Below are 17,803 nucleotides of genomic sequence, written 5' to 3'. Positions count from 1 at the left end.
CGGCCCGGTAGGCCGTGGCCCCGGCCCGTGCCGGGGCCTCACCCGCCGGTGTACTCCCGCACCGGCACCTGCCGCGGGACCCCGGTGCGCCCACGGCCCGTCAGCGGGGCGGGCAGCGGCGTGCCGGAGGTGTCGTCCAGGAAGACGCGGCGCACCACCCGCTCCGCCGCGTGCCCGTCGTCGTACGGACAGAACCGGGCCCGGAAGGCCGCCCGGCGCTGCGCGGAACGAGGCCCGCGCCAGTGGTCCGTGGCGAAGATCTCGTGCAGCTCGTCCTGGTCACGGGCCACCGCCCCGGGAGGGAAGGCCGCCGGATCGAAGTACGTCCCACGAGCGGCCTCGTACGCCTGCGCGTCCTCCAGGTGCAGGACGACCGGCCGGTCCAGGTTGACGTAGTCGAACATCAGCGACGAGTAGTCCGTGATCAGCCCGTCGGAGGCGAGACAGAGCTCCTCGACGGACGGGTGGGCGCTGACGTCGATGATCCGCGGGTGCCGGACGTGGCCGGCGGTGGCCCGAGCCGTCGCGTCCAGGTAATGGGAGCGGGCCAGGATCACGAAGTGGGGACCCAGGACGCGGACCAGCCGCTCCAGGTCCAGGGAGTGCTGCTGGGTACGCCGGTAGTCGCGGTGGGTCGGCGCGTAGAGCAGGGCGGTGCTGCCCTGCGGGACGCCCAGGCGTTCACGCACCCGCGCGATCGTGTCGGGGCCCGTGCGGTGGAAGACGTCGTTGCGGGGGCTGCCGTACTCCAGCGTCGTGTAGCCGGACGGATAGGTGCGCTCCCACACGAGAGTGGAGTGCTGGTTGGCCGAGAGCGAGAAGTCCCACTTGTCGACGTTGCGCAGCAGTTGCCCGAAGTCCATGGAGCCTGCTGCGGCGGGCCGGTGCACGAGATCGGTGCCCATGGTCTTCAGAGGCGTCCCGTGATGGGTCTGCAGCAGCACCTGGCCGCGTCTCTTCACGAGTCTGCGGTCGAAGTTGACGTTGTTGACGAGGTATTTGGAGCGTGCCAGTGCCGTCCAGTAGGCCGCCGTCCCCGGGTGCAGCACCCGGGTCGGTTCCGGCACGGTGCGGGCGTCCTCGGGACGGCAGATCCAGGAGGTGCGCAGCCCGGGCACGAGGGCCCTTGCCGTGGCCTCCAGCGCCGCCGGGCTGCAGGTGTACCCGCGGTGCCAGTAGGCGGTGAACACGGCCTCCCTGCTCCGGAGGGGCAGGCGCAGCTGGACCCGGTAGTGCAGCTGCATCGCCGCCCCGCGCACCGCCCGGCGCGCCGCGGTGGCCGAGCGCCCGAGCCGGCCGCGCAGCCGCTGTGCGGCCCACAGCGCGCGGTACGTGCGGTGCGCGCCCAGCCGGAACAGGGCGTGCCGCAGCCGGGTACGGCGGGGGACCGGGGCGCCGGGCGTGCGGTATCGGCGGCAGTGGGCGCGGGCGCGGCGGAAGAACCGTGCCCGGGTCCCGCGCGGCAGCCGGCCCCGGGAGGTGAACAGGGTCGAGAAGTGGTCGAGCATCCGTCGGAACATCACCGGTCGCCAGAGGGCGAGTTCGGGCCTGGCGTCGATGAAGGCGAAGACACGGTCGTACTGGTCGAAGACGTCGAAGTGCCGGTGGGTGGTGGTGGAGAGGATGTTGCCCCGGCGGCGCTGGCGGTATCCGACGCAGACGGTGTCCAGCACGGCGATCGACCCTGCCGCCATCAGCACCGGGTAGGTCCAGGGCGTGTCCTCGTAGTAGCCGGGCGGGAAGGTGAAGCCCTCGGCCTCGACGAACTCGCGGCGGTAGGCCTTGTTCCAGACGACCATCAGGACCTTGAGCAGCTCGGGCCGCTCCACGAGCCGGAAGGAGGCCGGGCCGGTCTCGGCGAGGTGCTGGGCGAAGGTGTTGCGCACGCTCTCGCCCGACCAGTACGTGCGGGCGTAGTCGTAGACCAGGACGTCGGGGCCGCCGGTGGCCTCCAGCCGGTCGGCGATGGCCTGGAGCGCCTCGGGGGCGAAGGTGTCGTCGCCGTCGAGGAAGAGCAGGTAGTCTCCGGTCGCCCGGGCCACCCCGGCATTGCGGGCCGGTCCGAGCCCGGAGTTCTGCGGCAGGTGGACGGCGCTGACCCGGGGGTCGCGTACGGCGTACTCGTCGGCGATCGGGCCGCAGGCGTCCGGTGAACAGTCGTCGACCACGATGATCTCGTAGTCCTTGAACGACTGGTTCAGCACGGAGTCGAGGCACGCGTGCAGATACGCCTGGACCCGGTACGCGGGCACGATGACACTGAACCGGGGCACAACACATCCAGGGGTCGCTCGCGGGCGGGCAGGTGGCCCGCAAACGGCCGATGGAGTGACTTGGTTACGCGGGATGTGGCATTCGGGGGAAGTACGAGGTAGGGCGGCCCGATCTCGAGTGATCGGGCCGCCCTGATGTTGACGAACGTATGTCCTGTCGTGCTGCTCGGCAGCGCCCTACTTGACCGCGCCCGCCATCACTCCGGAGACGAACTGCCGCTGGAAGGCGAAGAACACCGCGAGCGGGATCACCATGGACACGAAGGCGCCGGGCGCCAGCACGTCGATGTTGTTGCCGAACTGCCGGACCTGCTGCTGGAGGGCCACGGTGATCGGCGGGGACTCCGAGTCCGCGAAGATCAGTGCGACCAGCATGTCGTTCCACACCCAGAGGAACTGGAAGATCCCGAGCGAGGCGATCGCGGGGCCGCCGAGCGGCATCACGACCCGGGTGAACAGCCGGATCTCTCCCGCGCCGTCCAGCCGTGCGGCCTCCAGCAGTTCTCGCGGGATCTCCGCGAAGAAGTTCCGCAGCAGGAAGATGGCGAACGGCAGGCCGAACGCCGTGTGGAACATGATCACACCGAAGGTCGTCTCGAAGATCCCGATGCTGCCGAAGAGCTCCGACACCGGGATGAGCGCGACCTGTACGGGGACCACCAGCAGTCCCACCACCACCAGGAACCACCAGTCGCGGCCCGGGAAGTCCATCCAGGCGAACGCGTAACCAGCGAACGAGCCGATGACGACCACCAGGAACGTGGACGGCACGGTGATCATGACCGTGCTGAACAGCGAATCGGTGATGGTCGAGTTCTCCAGCAGCCGCTGGTAGTTGTCGAAGGTGAGCTCGGACGGGGCGGTGAAGACCTTCCACCAGCCGGTCGCCGCTATGTCCTCGGCCCCGCGCAGCGACGAGAGCAGCAGCCCGATGGTCGGCATCAGCCAGAAGAGCCCCACCAGGATGAGGAAGACCCGCATCGCGCCACCACCCGCCCGGGCGGCGATCCGTGCGCCGAGGGACTGCTTGGCCTCTGCGGCCGGCTCGGCCCTCGGAACGTGCTCGGCCTGTGCGGCCTGGGTCGTGGTCACCGGCGCCCCTCCTTCCGCATCCGGCGGATGTTGAACAGCATCACCGGGATCACCAGCAGCAACAGCAGGACGGCGATGGCGCTGCCGACCCCGAGGTCCGCGTCCGTGCCGAACGAGGAGCGGTACAGCTGGAGGGCCAGGACGTTCGCGTCGTCCTGGGACGATCCCGGAGCGATGATGAAGACCAGGTCGAAGATCTTCAGGACGTTGATCATCAGGGTGACCAGGACCACCGCGAGCACGGGTGCCAGCATCGGTACCGTGATCCGGCGGAACACCTGCCACTCGTTCGCGCCGTCCACCCGCGCTGCTTCGAGGAGTTCGCGTGGGAGTCCCGCCAGGCCGGCGGCGATCAGCACCATTGCGAACCCGGCCCACATCCAGACGTAGCTGCCGATGATCCCCGGCGTCACCAGCGACGGCCCGAGCCAGTCGACGCCGTTGTACGGCTCCCGGAAGTTGTCCGCCGGAAGCCGGAGCTGGGCCCCGTTCGCCGAGGCGGGCAGGGTGAACACCCCGTCCGCCCCGGCCGTCGCCGTGGCGACGACCTTGCCGTCCTTGACCGCTTCGACGGTGATGCCCTTGAGGCCGAGCTCCTTCGGATCGACGACGTTCGGTCTGCCGCCGCCTCCCTTGGTGAAGTCGAGCCAGGCCGTCCCGGTGATGCCCTCACCGGACGCGGTGGCCGCCTTCGCGGGCTCCGCGTCGCCCGGCATCTTCGCCGGGGCCACCCCGACCAGCGGCAGGCCGGCCGGTTCACCGGCCTTCACGGTCTCCTTCGTCACGAAGGAACCGCCGCCGCCGGGCTTCAGCGGATGGACGGGCAGCGGATGCGCTTTCGGGAACCCCGAGGACTGGGCGAACGTGTCGTGCACGCCCACCGCCACGGCGTTGGCGACACCGCGCTCCGGCGCCTGCTCGTACACCAGCCGGAAGATGATTCCGGCGGCCAGCATGGAGATCGCCATCGGCATGAAGACGATCAGCTTGAACGCCGTACCCCACCGGATCCGTTCGGTGAGCACCGCGAAGATCAGCCCGAGCACGGTGGCGACCGTCGGCGCGAACACGACCCAGATCGCGTTGTTCTTGACCGCAGTCCGGATCGTGTCGTCCGTGAACAGCGCCTTGTAGTTGTCGAGGCCCGCGAATCCGGTGCCCGACTGGTCGAGGAACGAGCGGTAGACCGAATAGACGATCGGATAGACGACGAGGGAGCCGAGCAGCACCATCGCCGGCAGCAGGAACGCCGCCGCGACGGCCTTCCGGGTGCCGGTCACACTTCCGCGCCGGCCCTTGCCCGTGTCTTTGTCAGGACGCTTGTCGGCGGGGGGCGCACTTCCGGCGCCCCCCGCTGTCGCTGTGGTCATCCCGTCAGCTCGTGTACGCCTTGGCCGCGTCGGACTCCAGCTTCGCTTGAGTCCCCGCGATGTCCTTCGGGTTCTTCAGGAAGTCCTGGAGCGTCTTCCACTCACCCTTGCCGGGCGTCCCGCCGAACGACTGCGGGGCCTGGTCGGACATGTCGAACCTGACGTCGTCACCGGCGGCGATCAGTGCCTCGGCGATCTTGCGCTGCACGTCGTTCGGGTACGAGGCCGCGTCCAGTGCCTTGTTGGGGGAGATGAAGCCGCCTGCCTCGGCCCAGATCCTCGCGGCGTCCGTCGAGGCGAGCCAGGTCAGCAGTGCCTGGGCGCCCTTGCTGTCCTTGAGCGCCACGGCCGCGTCACCGCCCGTCACCACGGGGGAGTCCGCGCCGACCGCCGGGAACGGGAACACCTTGGCGTCCGTACCGATCTTCGCCTCGGTCTGCGCGATGTTGATGGAGACGAAGTCGCCCTCGAAGACCATCGCGCCCTTGGGCTGGTCGCCGCCGGTGAACGTCTGGGTGACCGACACCGGGAACTCGGTCTGCAGCGCGCCGTCGGCGCCACCCGAGATCAGGCTCGGCTTGCCGAAGAGTTCGGCGAGTGTGGTCAGGGCGTCCTTGACGGACGGGTCCGTCCACTTGATCTCATGCTTGGCCAGTTGGTCGTACTTCTCCGGGCCGGCCTGGGAGAGGTAGATGTTCTCGAACCAGTCGGTGAGCGTCCAGCCGTCCGCTCCGCCGACCGAGACGGGGGTGACACCGGAGGCGGAGACCGTCTCGGCCGTGGCCAGGAAGTCCTTCCAGGTCTTCGGCTCACTCGCGCCCGCGTTCTCGAACGCCTTGGTGTTGTACCAGATCAGGGACTTGTTGGCGGCCTTGAAGTAGACGCCGTACTGCGTGCCGTCGACCGCGCCGAGGTCCTGCCAGACCTTCGCGTAGTTCTTGGTCAGTTCGGCCTTCGCCTCCGCGCCCACCGGCTTGGCCCACTTCTTGGCGACGGCCTGCTGGATCGCGCCCACCTGCGGGATCATCGCGACGTCCGGGGGCTGGCCGCCCGCGATCTTCGTACCGAGGAAGTTGACGATCGGGTCCTGCGCCGGGACGAAGGTGACCGTCGCGCCCGTCCGCGCCTCGAACTCGTCCAGCACCTTGGTGAAGTTGGCCTGCTCGGGCCCGGTCCAGACCGCGGCGACCGATATCTTCTCGCCGTCGAGCTTCGGCAGAGTGACGCTCGGCGCGCTTCCCTCGCCCTTGCCGGCGTCGTCGCCGGGCTTGTCCTTGCTGCCGCCGTCGTCACCGCACCCGGTGAGGGCCAGCGCCCCGATCGCGGTGAACACCAGTGCGGCCCTACGCATTCGAAGGGTTGTGCGCATCCCTGCCCCGTCTCTCCTGCGCGCGCGTGAGCGTGGACCGCACCGACGGTGGAACCCTGCGGCGGCGGTCACTTCTCACATCGTGCGGTTCACATCGTCCGTGCGCACAGTCCTATGCCCGGCGCACCGGAGCCGCAATACCGCTCTCCACGTCAACTACGTGATCGTGATGGGCTCGTGACGTCGTGACAGCACGCAGCCGGTGCCCGCGCGCGCCGGCCGGGAGAGCGGAGCCCGGGGCGGCGACGCTACGGAATCAGCGGGGGGAGCGGCTCGGCGTTGACCGAACGGGCCGCTCTTTCGAGGGCACTGGCCAGCAGGGCGAGGTCCGTGGGTCCGTTGCCCAGCTCGCGGACCGGGCGACGGGTCGGCGGATCTCCCATCCGCTCCCACTCCAGCGGTACGACGGTCGGGCGCAGGGTCGCCGTGCGCGGGATGCGGCCGGTGACCCGGCCGCCCTGGAACGGCGTCACCCGGCCGTCCGGATGCCCCAGCCGTCCCCGGCCCGGCGCCGCTTCGTCCGAGGACGGGGGGACGACGGGCGGGTCGAGCACGATCCGCAGCCGCGCGCCCCGGGCCAGCTCCGTGTCCTCGGTGCGGTCCGGGCGGGCGGAAGTGGCGACCAGATGTACGCCGAGACGCCCTCCGTCCCTGGCCACGGCCTCCAGCACCCGGACGACGGACCCGGCCGACGGGCGGCCGGGGCTGCCGAGCGCCGGGGCGACCAGGGCGTCGAAGTCGTCGGCCAGGACGACCAGCCGGGGAAGGGGGGACGGTCCGGGATTTACCGGACGGGCCGCCGCGGGCCGCAGCCGCAGGGTGCCGCTGGCCGGCGATTCGAGGTCCCCGCGCTGCTCGGCTGCGCCGGGGCGACGGCCGGTGAGCCCCTGTGATTCCTCGTACCGCGCGTGCCATTCGGTGAAGTCCAGCGTGCCGAGCAGCTCCGCCCGGCGCTTCAGCTCGCCGCCCAGCGCCTGGGCGAACTCCCGCATCCGTACGGGATCGGAGGCCACCAGGTGTGTGAAGACGTGCGGGAGCTCCGTGCAGGGGCGCAGCCCTTCGCCGCGCTCCCCGTGCTCACCGCCCGCCCCGTCGATCAGGAGGATGCCCAGCCGGTCGGGGCGGGCGGCCGAGGCCAGGGAGGCGGCGACGGCGCGCAGAAGCTCCGTACGGCCGCTGCCCGCGGGTCCTTCGATCAGCAGATGGGGGCCCTCGTCGGCCAGATCGACGGAGAGGGGGCCTCGTGGTCCGGCCCCGAGCACGAGCACGGGTCGTCCCGCGTATCCGGAGGACGCGCCCGTGGGCCCGGCGTCCGTGCTTCCGCTGTCGCGCCTCTGGGACCCGATCCGGGGGGAGCCGCTCCCGGCCGCCGGGGCGTACGGGGAACTGCCCGAGCCCGAGCTGGTCGGTCCGCCGCCCCGGAAGGGGGTGCGCCCCGAGTCGGGGGACTCGCGCTGTGCGCCCACCCGGGGCCCGGTGCTCAGCGTGCGGCCGGAAGTCGTCGAGTCCAGGTCCCCCGCGACGGGCGCGGACGTGCGCACCGACGCACCCGGCTGGTCCTCGGCCGTGGACGCCCAGCGGGCCATCAGTGAGGCCGGGGTGGCTCTGGCGAGGCCCAGCTCGTCCAGCAGACGGGCGGACGGAGGCAGGGCCGCAGCCATGGGCCGGCCGGGCAGTGGGGCCGAGCCCTCGTCCCGCAACGGGGCGAGGGCGCGCCCGAACCTCTCGGCCCAGGCCGCCGACACGGCGTCCACGGCGGCGACGGTGCCGTGGCCCGCCGCCTGGCCGCCGGCGGTGCGCAGCAGTCGCAGCGCCGTCGCCACATCGCCGCTCAGCATGGCGACCGCCCCGCACTCGCGGAACGCGATCGAGGCCCGGCACGCCGTGTCGTAGGTCGCGGCGACCGGTGACGTCGGGGAGGCGGCCGGGGTCTCGGCCAGACAGATCAGATGGATCCCGCTCGCGGCTCCGGCGCCGGCCAGCCCCGCCGTGGTCCCGCGCAGGGCCGAGGAGCCTGGATCGCCGTCCACCACCACCACGGTGTACGGCCCGGTGTGCCGGCGGGCCGCGTCGGCCACGGACTGCCGGTCGGCGCTCGCCCAGCCGGGCCCCAGCGGCCCGTCCTCCATGCGGCGGACCAGCTCCGCCGCGCGGGCGCCCGCCTGCTCACGGTCGTACGCGAGGAGGAGGCGGCAGTCCTGGCCGTGCATGGGACGCAGATGGGGCAGCCAGCCGAGCCATGACCACTCGCGGCGCCGCTCCTCCAGGCTCCGGGCCCGGTCCGTGCTGATCAGCACGATCTCCAGGTCGAACGGGGAGTGCAGCGCGGCGAGCTGCGCCACCGTCGAGCGGGCGAGCCCGGACAGCCGGGCCCGGGGGCCCGCGAGCCCGAGCGAGCCGGCCTCCCGAAGACCGACGGTGACCGGCACGGCGGGCAGATCGGCCCGCTCCGTCGTCCCGAGCCGTACGACCAGGGCCTCGGGGTGCGTGGTGTCCCGCTCCCACAGGCGGGGGCCGGGGCCGAGCGCGGTGAGGAGCACGGTCGCGGGGTCCGGCCAGGTACCGGCGGGGGCGGAGGGGGAGTGAAGGGGTGCGGAGGGGGCGTGCGGGGCGGACGCGGATTCCTGCCCGGCCGCCGGTGAGTCACCGCTCGGCGACGCGTGCGCCTGCTCCCCCTTGCCGCCCTTGAGCCGCCGGGCCCAGGCGCCTATGCCGCCGCGTCGGGGGGCCTCGCCTTGGGCGAGCACGGAACCGCGGCCGTGGGTGAGCTGCGGAAAGGGTTCGCCTTGGTATGCGTCGTGGCCGGACGGGCCGTCGGCGTAGGCGTCGTGGGTGCCCTGTCCGGCGGAGGCGGTGCCGTAGGCGTGGCCGTGGTGTCCGCTGTCGGCCGGGCCCGGATCGGGCTCTGCGGCCGCCGGGACGCCGGCTGCCGCCTCCGCGCGGGCCACCCGCAGGTGTCCCTCGCCGTCCGGCGCCGTGGCCAGCGTGGGCGTCCGGGTGCCGGGCGTGAGCCGGAGCGTGGACTCACCGAGCCGGAGCAGGGCGCCCGGGACCAGCCGGACCGGGCGGTCGTCGATGTCCGTACCGTCCAGGGAGGTGCCGTTGGTGGAGCCCAGATCGGCGACGGACACCCGGCCGTCGTCGGAGACCGTCACGGCGCAGTGCAGCCGAGAGACGTCGGGGTCGTCCAGCGGTACGTCCGCCTCCGCGGAGCGGCCGATCCGGATCTGTCCTCCGTGCAGCAGGTGGACCCCGCCGGCATCCGGCCCGGCGATCACATGCAGCCGTGCCGGAACGGCGTCGTCGGTCGCCTCGTCGTCGCCCGGTACCTGTAGCGAGAGCACCGCGCCGTCCACAAGGGGCGGCTCGCCGAGGGCGCAGCGCTGCGGATCGAGCCGCTCGCGCCCGGCGTACAGCACGGTGGCGCCACCGCCCAAGGAGCCCTCCGGGCCGGAGACCGCCGCGGCCAGGCCGGAGGCGACGGCTGCGAGAGCCGTCCCGGCGGGCGCGGTCACGAGCACGTCGCAGGCGCGCGCCGGGGTCTGGCCGCTGTGCGGCGCGAGGACGGTCAGCCGGATCTGCATCGCCGTCAGCGGTCCCTTCTGCGCGGGGTGCCCGGCAGGGGAAATGCCCTGTGATTCCCCCCACCCGGCACGGACGCGTCGTCCGGTACAGGTCGTCACGGTGAGTGAGGCTCCCGACCTCACAGTTCCGTGCTGGAGGCATCCTCGCACCTGACACCGACAACACGCCCGGGGGTGGCCGCTTAGTGATCTTGAATGGCCGAGTGTGGGTGCAAAAGTGCCTGCTTGGTCCTGCCGGGTAGGTGCTGCACACTCGTTCGGCAACCAACTCTTCCGTGGCTGCGTCTTCCCCCTCCCCCGTCTCCACAGCGGGAACGCGACCTGAGGACGACCGACCGGTGCCCCGTACGGCGGCACTAGAGTGGGCCGGAACATCCGGGCGGGCCGGGGGGACCGCAAGCACAACGATCAGCAGGGAGCGCATGACGTGCGGCCGGTAGGCAGCAAGTACCTGCTCGAGGAGCCGCTCGGACGCGGCGCCACGGGCACCGTCTGGCGAGCCCGCCAGCGGGAGACCGCGGGCGCCGAGGCGGCCGTCGCCGGGCAGCCCGGCGAGACCGTTGCGATCAAGGTGCTCAAGGAGGAGCTCGCGAACGACGCGGACGTCGTCATGCGGTTCCTGCGCGAGCGCTCTGTGCTGCTGCGGCTCACCCACGCGAACATCGTGCGCACCCGGGACCTCGTCGTCGAGGGCGATCTCCTCGCCCTGGTGATGGATCTGATCGACGGCCCCGACCTGCACCGCTATCTCCGTGAGAACGGTCCGCTCACCCCGGTCGCCGCCGCACTGCTCACCGCGCAGATCGCGGACGCGCTGGCCGCGAGCCACGCCGACGGCGTCGTGCACCGTGACCTGAAGCCGGCCAACGTGCTGCTCGACGAGAGCAACGGCGAGATGCGCCCGATGCTCACCGACTTCGGTATCGCGCGCCTCGCGGACTCCCCGGGGCTGACCCGGACCCATGAGTTCGTCGGCACGCCCGCCTACGTGGCGCCGGAGTCCGCCGAGGGCCGTCCACAGACCTCGGCCGTGGACATCTACGGCGCGGGCATCCTGCTGTACGAGCTGGTCACCGGCCGCCCGCCGTTCGCCGGCGGCACCGCGCTCGAGGTCCTGCACCGGCATCTCAGCGAGGAGCCCCGCCGTCCCAGCACGGTGCCGGAGCCGCTGTGGACGGTCATCGAGCGCTGCCTGCGCAAGGACCCGGACCAGCGGCCCAGCGCGGTGAACCTGGCCCGCGCGCTGCGTACCGTCGGCGCGGGCATCGGCGTGCACGCGAACTCCGCGCAGATCGCGGCCGCCGAGGGCGTGGGCGCCCTGCTCGCCCCCGACCCGGCGCCCGCCGCCGTCCCGGACACCCCGGGCGCGGCCGACCCGACCCAGGTGCTGCCGAGCAACGCGGGTTCGTACGACCCGGCGGCCCCGACCAGCGTGATGCAGCAGACCCCGGGCGGGGGCGGCCAGGCCGACCCGACGGCGATGATGCCGCCCGTACCGCCGCGCCCCGACGGCCCCCCGCGGCCGGACGAGCCGCACCCCTGGCAGTCGCAGCTCCGGGCCGCCCGGGACCGGAACGAGCAGACGCAGGTCCAGTACCTCGACCCGGGCCAGGACCCCCTGCGCCGTCGCCCCCAGCGTCAGCAGCCGCCGCAGGACCAGCAGCCCCAGCGCGCCCAGCAGTATCAGCAGCAGCCTCAGCGTGCCCAGCCGCAGCAGCAGCCCCAGCACTACCAGCCGCAGAGGCAGCCGCAGCAGCAGCGCCCCCCGCAGCAGCAGCGGCAGCAGTACGCGCCTCCGCAGCAGCCCGCGCCCCAGCCGCCGGCACCGCGCCAGCCCAGGCAGCGCAGCGCCAACCCGATGCGCATCCCGGGCCTCGGCTGCCTCAAGGGGTGCCTCTTCTCGGTGGTGCTGCTGGTCGTGGCCGCCTGGCTCATCTGGGAGCTGACCCCGCTTCAGGACTGGATCGCCCAGGGGCAGAGCTTCTGGGACGCCATAGGGGACGGCATCGGCAATGTCACCGACTGGTTCAAGGAGCTCGGCGAGAGCAGTTCCGGTGGCACGACCGGCCAGTAACGGTCAACAATCTGTGTCTTTGTCGACTTCTGCGGGCCCAATTCGCCCGCAGAAGTGAAGGTTGGCGCCATCCCGGGCACGCAACACCCCGTTCGCCGCGTAACTTTGTCGACCGGGGGTCAACGCCAGCCGCTGAGGGAGCAGTCTTGGCACGGAATATCGGCAGCCGGTACACCGCCCACCAGATCCTGGGGCGCGGCAGCGCCGGCACGGTGTGGCTCGGCGAGGGGCCCGAGGGCCCGGTCGCCATCAAGCTGCTCCGCGAGGACCTCGCGTCCGACCAGGAGCTCGTGGGCCGCTTCGTACAGGAACGCACCGCGCTGCTCGGGCTCGGCCATCCCAACATCGTCGCGGTCCGTGACCTCGTGGTGGACGGCACCGACCTGGCACTGGTGATGGACCTCGTGCGCGGCACCGACCTGCGCACCCGTCTGGACCGGGAGCGCCGCCTGGCCCCCGAGGCCGCCGCGGCGGTCATCGCGGACGTCGCCGACGGCCTCGCGGCAGCGCACCGCGCCGGAGTGGTCCACCGGGACGTCAAGCCCGAGAACATCCTGCTCGACATGGAGGGTCCGCTCGGACCCGGCGGTTCGCACCCGGCGCTGCTCACCGACTTCGGCGTGGCCAAGCTGATCGACACCCCGCGCCGCACCAAGGCCACGAAGATCATCGGAACGCCGGACTACCTGGCCCCCGAGATCGTCGAGGGGCTCCCGCCGCGGGCCGCCGTGGACATCTACGCCCTCGCGACCGTGCTCTACGAGCTCCTCGCCGGCTTCACCCCCTTCGGAGGCGGCCACCCCGGGGCCGTCCTGCGCCGCCACGTGACCGAGACGGTCGTCCCGCTCCCCGGCATCCCCGAGGAGCTCTGGCAGCTCCTGGTCCAGTGCCTGGCCAAGGCCCCGGCCTCCCGGCTGCGTGCCTCCGAGCTCGCGGCACGGCTGCGGGAGCTGCTGCCGCTCCTGTCCGGAATACCCCCGCTCGACGTCGACGAGCCGGACAACGAGACCGAACCGCAGCCGTACGACGAGCAGCAGTACACCCCCGCCCCCGATGAGCCCCGCCGCCGAGGCGCGGTCCCGCTGGTGCCGGGTTCCTCCCCGGACTCCAACCGGGACACCCATACGAGCATGCGGGTCCCCGCCCCCGACGAGCTCTCCGGCGGCCCCCTCGGCACGGCCCGAGCCCCGCGCGCGCCCGGCAGGCCACGGCCGGGCTCGGCCCGCAACAGGGCGGCGGCCGTGCGTAAGCGCCGGATCACCCTGGGCCTCGCCGCAGTGGCCCTGTGCACGGCGATAGGAGTGGGCGGCTGGCTCGCCACCAGCGGTGACGACCCGGGAGCGGCCCCCGAGGACACGCGGAATTCGGCGCCTTCGGCACCCTGAGGGGCGCCCGGGAGCGGCCGGGATCCGGGGGAGGGACAGGTTCACCCGCCCACCCGTTACGCTGGACCCGTGGCAGTCGTCGATATTTCCGAAGAGCTGAAGTCCCTCTCCTCGACCATGGGGTCGATCGAGGCCGTCCTGGACCTGGATGCGCTGAGGGCCGACATCGCCGCGCTCGAGGAGCAGGCGGCGGCGCCGTCACTCTGGGACGACCCGGAGGCGGCGCAGAAGATCACCAGCAAGCTTTCGCACCTCCAGGCCGAGGTCCGCAAGGCCGAGGCCCTGCGGAGCCGTATCGACGATCTCGGCATCATGTTCGAGCTCGCCGAGGACGAGGGCGACGCCGATGCCCTCGCGGAGGCGGAGACCGAGCTGGCGTCCGTCAGGAAGGCGCTGGACGAGATGGAGGTCCGCACCCTCCTCTCCGGCGAGTACGACGCGCGCGAGGCCCTGGTCACCATCCGGGCCGAGGCGGGTGGCGTCGACGCCGCGGACTTCGCCGAGAAGCTCCAGCGCATGTACCTCCGCTGGGCCGAGCGGCACAACTACAAGACCGAGGTCTACGAGACCGCGTACGCCGAAGAGGCCGGCATCAAGTCGACCACCTTCGCGGTGGAGGTGCCGTACGCCTACGGCACGCTCTCCGTCGAGCAGGGCACGCACCGCCTCGTGCGGATCTCGCCGTTCGACAACCAGGGCCGCCGTCAGACGTCCTTCGCGGGTGTCGAGGTGCTGCCGGTGGTCGAGCAGACCGACCACATCGAGATCGACGAGTCCGAGCTGCGCGTGGATGTGTACCGCTCCTCGGGCCCCGGCGGCCAGGGGGTCAACACCACGGACTCCGCGGTGCGTCTGACCCACCTGCCCACCGGCATCGTCGTCTCCTGCCAGAACGAGCGCTCGCAGATCCAGAACAAGGCGTCCGCGATGAACGTGCTCCAGGCGAAGCTCCTCGAGCGCCGCCGCCAGGAGGAGCAGGCGAGGATGAACGCGCTCAAGGGCGACGGTGGGAACTCCTGGGGCAACCAGATGCGTTCGTACGTCCTGCACCCGTACCAGATGGTCAAGGACCTGCGTACGGAGTTCGAGATGGGCAACCCGGAAGCGGTCTTCAACGGCGAGATCGACGGTTTCGTCGAGGCCGGCATCCGCTGGCGCAAGCAGAGCGAGAAGTAGCGCCAGAAGTAAGGCTTTTGGGCCCGGACAGGATTCCTGTCCGGGCCGCTCGCTTTTCACCTCGCCGAGGGTGCGGGGCGGTTGAGGGGAAGATGTGGCGAATGGGTCACAGTCGTGCTTCCGAATAGCCGTCAAGATCCCCCATAGCGGCCTGTATGCCCCTGGAACGTCCTTGACGTAGTCCTTAACTCTGGACAGGGTGCTAGAGCAGCACGCGTATGTCTGGGACAGGTGTGATCGGGGGCGGGCGGGATGACCACGGTACGGCGTGGCCCTGCAGAGAGTGTGACCCCGCAGGGCCGTGGACCGCATATGGCTGCTCCATCGACGAGATCAGCTACTGGGGGTAGCAACAGATGACGAAGAAGACGCGAATCCGCGTCGCGCGTATAGCCGCGGGCGCGGTTATCGCCGCAGGTGCTTCGCTCACGGCGGCGGGTGCCGCACAGGCTGCGGGTATCGGCATCGGCATCGGCCTCGACAGCGAGGATGCCAGCGCAGACGTCAGCATCCAGCTCGGGACCGAAGACGGCGACAGTGGTGCCGGCGGTGTTGACGGCGGCGGCGACAGCGGTGTCGACGGTGGTGCGACCGACGGTGGTGCCACGGACGGTGGCGCGACCGATGGTGGTGCGACGGACGGTGGCGCGACTGACGGTGGTTCGACCGATGGTGGCGCGACGGACGGTGGCGCGACTGACGGTGGTTCGACCGATGGTGGCGCGACGGACGGTGGCGCGACCGACGGTGGTGCGACGGACGGTGGCGCGACCGACGGTGGTTCGACCGATGGTGGTGCGACCGATGGTGGTGCCACGGACGGTGGCGCGACCGACGGTGGTGCCACGGACGGCGGCGCGACCGACGGTGGTGCCACGGACGGTGGCTCCACTGATGGCGGGTCCACGGACGGTGGCTCCACTGATGGCGGGTCCACGGACGGCGGGTCCACGGACGGTGGGTCCACGGACGGTGGGTCCACTGACGGCGGATCCACCGGTTCGCCGGACCCGTCCTACCCGGACGCCGATGACAACACCGACACCGACAGTGTCGGCAACCAGCCGGTCGAGCAGAGCAAGGGCAAGGACGAGCTCGCCGAGACCGGTGCGGCCGAGACCACGTTCCTGCTGGTCGGCGCCGCGACGATGATCGCCGGTGGCATCGGCTTCCGCATCCTGCCGCGCCTGGCCGGCGGCGGGCGTACTGCCGCCTGACGTCCCTGAGCGCACGCTGAAGGGCCCGGGAGAGCCGACATGGTCTCCCGGGCCCCTTCGCGTATCGCGACCGCTCCTGCGGCCGCACGCGCACGTCTTCGGGCCCGCCCGGCGGCGGGGTCTGGCCTCCGGCTCAGATGGCCTGGTGTGCCAGCAGAGCCAGAGCGGCCACCAGGATCACCATCAGCGCTATCAGCATCGCCGGGTTGAGCCCCGCGAACGGCCCCTCCTCCTGCATGCGCTCCCGGCTCGCCCGGCACACACGGCAACGGCCCTCGTTCACAGGCGCCGCGCAGTTCGCGCACACCAGTCGGTCATAGGTCATGCGCAGTCCTCCTCCCGCGCGGCGGGAGCCGCATTCACGTTCTCTCCGCACAACGCTCAGGGAAACGCAACCGTTCCCCCTACCACTGTGCCAGCTCGAACCCATTTCGGCGCGGCCCGCCGGACAAGGTCCGGCCCGTCCGTTTCGTTCCATGCCGCTTTCCGTCACAAATCCCTCATCGCCGGACGCCGACTGCACGCGCTCACCGGCTTCGCGTATGGTCACGCTCACCTACCCCCGGCCGACCGTGGTGCATCCGTGATCCGATTCGACAACGTCTCCAAGACCTACCCGAAGCAGAGCCGTCCAGCTCTCCGGGACGTCTCACTCGACATCGAGAAGGGCGAGTTCGTCTTCCTGGTGGGCTCCTCCGGCTCCGGCAAGTCCACCTTCATGCGGCTCATCCTCCGGGAGGAGCGCGCCAGTCAGGGCATGGTCCACGTGCTCGGCAAGGACCTCGCGCGGCTGTCCAACTGGAAGGTGCCGCAGATGCGCCGCCAGCTGGGCACGGTCTTCCAGGACTTCCGCCTCCTCCCCAACAAGACCGTCGCGCAGAACGTGGCCTTCGCGCAGGAGGTCATCGGCAAGCCCCGCGGCGAGATCCGCAAGGCCGTGCCGCAGGTCCTCGACCTCGTGGGTCTCGGGGGCAAGGAGGACCGGATGCCCGGCGAGCTCTCCGGCGGTGAGCAGCAACGCGTCGCGATCGCGCGGGCGTTCGTCAACCGGCCCATGCTGCTGATCGCGGACGAGCCGACCGGCAACCTCGACCCGCAGACCTCCGTGGGCATCATGAAGCTGCTGGACCGGATCAACCGGACCGGCACCACCGTGATCATGGCGACCCACGACCAGAACATCGTCGACCAGATGCGCAAACGCGTCATCGAGCTCGAGCAGGGCCGTCTCGTACGTGACCAGGCGCGCGGCGTCTACGGCTACCAGCACTGAGCCTCTGCACGAGCATCGAGTACTGAAAGGACGCCATGCGCGCCCAGTTCGTCCTGTCGGAGATCGGCGTCGGTCTTCGTCGTAACCTCACGATGACCTTCGCGGTCGTGGTCTCCGTCGCCCTCTCGCTCGCCCTGTTCGGCGGCGCGCTGTTGATGCGCGAGCAGGTCAGCTCGATGAAGACCTACTGGTACGACAAGGTCAACGTCTCGATCTTCCTCTGCAACAAGAACGACGCCAAGGACGTGCCCAAGTGCGCCAAGGGCGCCGTCACGGCGGAGCAGAAGAAGGAGATCAAGGCCGACCTCGAGAAGATGGACGCCGTCGAGAAGCCGGTCCTCTTCGAGACGGTCGACGAGGCGTACAAGCACTACCAGGAGCAGTTCGGCGACTCGCCGATGGCCGGCAACATCACGCCGGACCAGATGCAGGAGTCGTTCCGGGTCAAGCTGAAGGACCCGACGAAGTACAAGGTGGTCGCGACGGCCTTCGCGGGCCGTGACGGGGTGCAGTCCGTCCAGGACCAGCGGAGCATCCTGGACAACCTCTTCGGGCTGATGAACGGCATGAACGTGGCCGCGATCTTCCTGATGGGGCTGATGCTGGTCATCGCGCTGATGCTGATCGTCAACACCGTCCGCGTCTCGGCGTTCAGCCGGAGACGGGAGACGGGGATCATGCGGCTGGTGGGGGCCTCGGGCTTCTACATCCAGATGCCGTTCATCATGGAGGCCGCGTTCGCCGGCCTGATCGGCGGACTGCTCGCCTGCGTGATCCTGATAGCCGCCAGGTACTTCCTGATCGACGCCGGTCTCGCGCTCCAGGAGAAGCTGAACCTGATCGACTTCATCGGCTGGGAAGCGGTGCTCACGAAGCTTCCGCTCGTCATCGCGATCGGATTGCTGATGCCCGCCGTCGCCGCTCTGTTCGCGTTGCGCAAGTACCTCAAGGTGTGACGATCGCCCCGTCCCGCATGCGGCCAACGAGCCG

Annotated in this window: 12 protein-coding genes; 6 read left to right on the top strand and 6 right to left on the bottom strand. The window is 71.1% G+C overall.

Features of this window, described 5'->3' with window-relative positions; all coding sequences use genetic code 11:
- Window positions 1–38: 38 nt before the first annotated feature.
- From HED23_RS30775 to HED23_RS30755, 5 genes are all read right to left on the bottom strand, one after another.
- A complete protein-coding gene (locus HED23_RS30775; RefSeq protein WP_203186599.1) occupies window positions 39–2,273 on the bottom strand; it encodes a bifunctional glycosyltransferase/CDP-glycerol:glycerophosphate glycerophosphotransferase in 2,235 nt (744 codons plus the stop codon).
- A gap of 177 nt (window positions 2,274–2,450) precedes the next feature.
- The gene (locus tag HED23_RS30770) at window positions 2,451–3,365 is read right to left on the bottom strand and encodes a carbohydrate ABC transporter permease (RefSeq protein ID WP_203186598.1); all 915 of its coding nucleotides are present in this window, start codon (window positions 3,363–3,365) and stop codon (window positions 2,451–2,453) included.
- On the bottom strand, window positions 3,362–4,735 hold the full coding sequence (locus HED23_RS30765) for a carbohydrate ABC transporter permease (protein ID WP_203186597.1): 1,374 nt from the start codon (window positions 4,733–4,735) through the stop codon (window positions 3,362–3,364). Before HED23_RS30765 ends, HED23_RS30770 begins: the two co-directional genes overlap by 4 nt.
- A gap of 4 nt (window positions 4,736–4,739) precedes the next feature.
- Complete coding sequence (locus tag HED23_RS30760) at window positions 4,740–6,104, bottom strand: ABC transporter substrate-binding protein (RefSeq protein ID WP_203186596.1); 1,365 nt, start codon at window positions 6,102–6,104, stop codon at window positions 4,740–4,742.
- Window positions 6,105–6,352: 248 nt separating this feature from the next.
- The gene (locus tag HED23_RS30755; RefSeq protein ID WP_203186595.1) at window positions 6,353–9,688 is read right to left on the bottom strand and encodes an FHA domain-containing protein; all 3,336 of its coding nucleotides are present in this window, start codon (window positions 9,686–9,688) and stop codon (window positions 6,353–6,355) included.
- Window positions 9,689–10,115: 427 nt separating this feature from the next.
- Between HED23_RS30755 and HED23_RS30750 the strand changes: the two genes are divergently transcribed.
- The 4 genes from HED23_RS30750 (at window position 10,116) to HED23_RS30735 (ending at window position 15,540) form a co-directional block, all read left to right on the top strand.
- Window positions 10,116–11,762: a serine/threonine-protein kinase gene (locus HED23_RS30750; protein ID WP_203186594.1), complete on the top strand. Its 1,647-nt coding sequence runs from the start codon at window positions 10,116–10,118 to the stop codon at window positions 11,760–11,762.
- A gap of 146 nt (window positions 11,763–11,908) precedes the next feature.
- Window positions 11,909–13,147 (top strand): serine/threonine-protein kinase, encoded by a 1,239-nt coding sequence (locus HED23_RS30745; RefSeq protein WP_203186593.1) that lies wholly within the window; start codon window positions 11,909–11,911, stop codon window positions 13,145–13,147.
- Between the two features lie 69 nt (window positions 13,148–13,216).
- Entirely contained in the window at window positions 13,217–14,323 is a 1,107-nt protein-coding gene (gene prfB / locus HED23_RS30740) for a peptide chain release factor 2 (protein WP_203186592.1), read from the top strand.
- A 356-nt stretch (window positions 14,324–14,679) separates the two neighbouring features.
- A complete protein-coding gene (locus HED23_RS30735; protein WP_203186591.1) occupies window positions 14,680–15,540 on the top strand; it encodes an LPXTG cell wall anchor domain-containing protein in 861 nt (286 codons plus the stop codon).
- 133 nt (window positions 15,541–15,673) lie between these two features.
- Here HED23_RS30735 and HED23_RS30730 read toward each other — a convergent pair whose 3' ends face one another.
- Window positions 15,674–15,865, bottom strand: coding sequence for a hypothetical protein (locus HED23_RS30730; RefSeq protein ID WP_203186590.1), 192 nt, complete (start codon window positions 15,863–15,865; stop codon window positions 15,674–15,676).
- Window positions 15,866–16,123: 258 nt separating this feature from the next.
- On the opposite strand from HED23_RS30730, the gene ftsE reads away from it, so the two are divergent.
- Window positions 16,124–16,813: a cell division ATP-binding protein FtsE gene (gene ftsE, locus HED23_RS30725; RefSeq protein ID WP_099172927.1), complete on the top strand. Its 690-nt coding sequence runs from the start codon at window positions 16,124–16,126 to the stop codon at window positions 16,811–16,813.
- Window positions 16,814–16,848: 35 nt separating this feature from the next.
- Window positions 16,849–17,769 carry a permease-like cell division protein FtsX gene (gene ftsX, locus HED23_RS30720; protein WP_203186589.1) on the top strand — a complete coding sequence of 307 codons (921 nt, stop codon included), beginning with the start codon at window positions 16,849–16,851 and terminating at the stop codon, window positions 17,767–17,769.
- Window positions 17,770–17,803: the final 34 nt, after the last annotated feature.

This window comes from Streptomyces pratensis (genome assembly GCF_016804005.1).
In the GTDB taxonomy this organism is placed as follows: Bacteria; Actinomycetota; Actinomycetes; order Streptomycetales; family Streptomycetaceae; genus Streptomyces; species Streptomyces pratensis_A.
Note: the sequence above shows the minus strand (reverse complement) of the source record. Positions and strands in the feature narration are given on the sequence as shown.

Excerpts from the sequence above, each read along its gene's own strand:
- HED23_RS30765 (WP_203186597.1), bottom strand. The coding sequence starts at position 4,735 with ATGACCACAGCGACAGCGGGGGGCGCCGGAAGTGCGCCCCCCGCCGAC.
- HED23_RS30760 (WP_203186596.1), bottom strand. The coding sequence starts at position 6,104 with ATGCGCACAACCCTTCGAATGCGTAGGGCCGCACTGGTGTTCACCGCG.
- HED23_RS30755 (WP_203186595.1), bottom strand. The coding sequence starts at position 9,688 with ATGCAGATCCGGCTGACCGTCCTCGCGCCGCACAGCGGCCAGACCCCG.
- HED23_RS30735 (WP_203186591.1), top strand. The coding sequence starts at position 14,680 with ATGACGAAGAAGACGCGAATCCGCGTCGCGCGTATAGCCGCGGGCGCG.
- HED23_RS30730 (WP_203186590.1), bottom strand. The coding sequence starts at position 15,865 with ATGACCTATGACCGACTGGTGTGCGCGAACTGCGCGGCGCCTGTGAAC.
- ftsX (WP_203186589.1), top strand. The coding sequence starts at position 16,849 with ATGCGCGCCCAGTTCGTCCTGTCGGAGATCGGCGTCGGTCTTCGTCGT.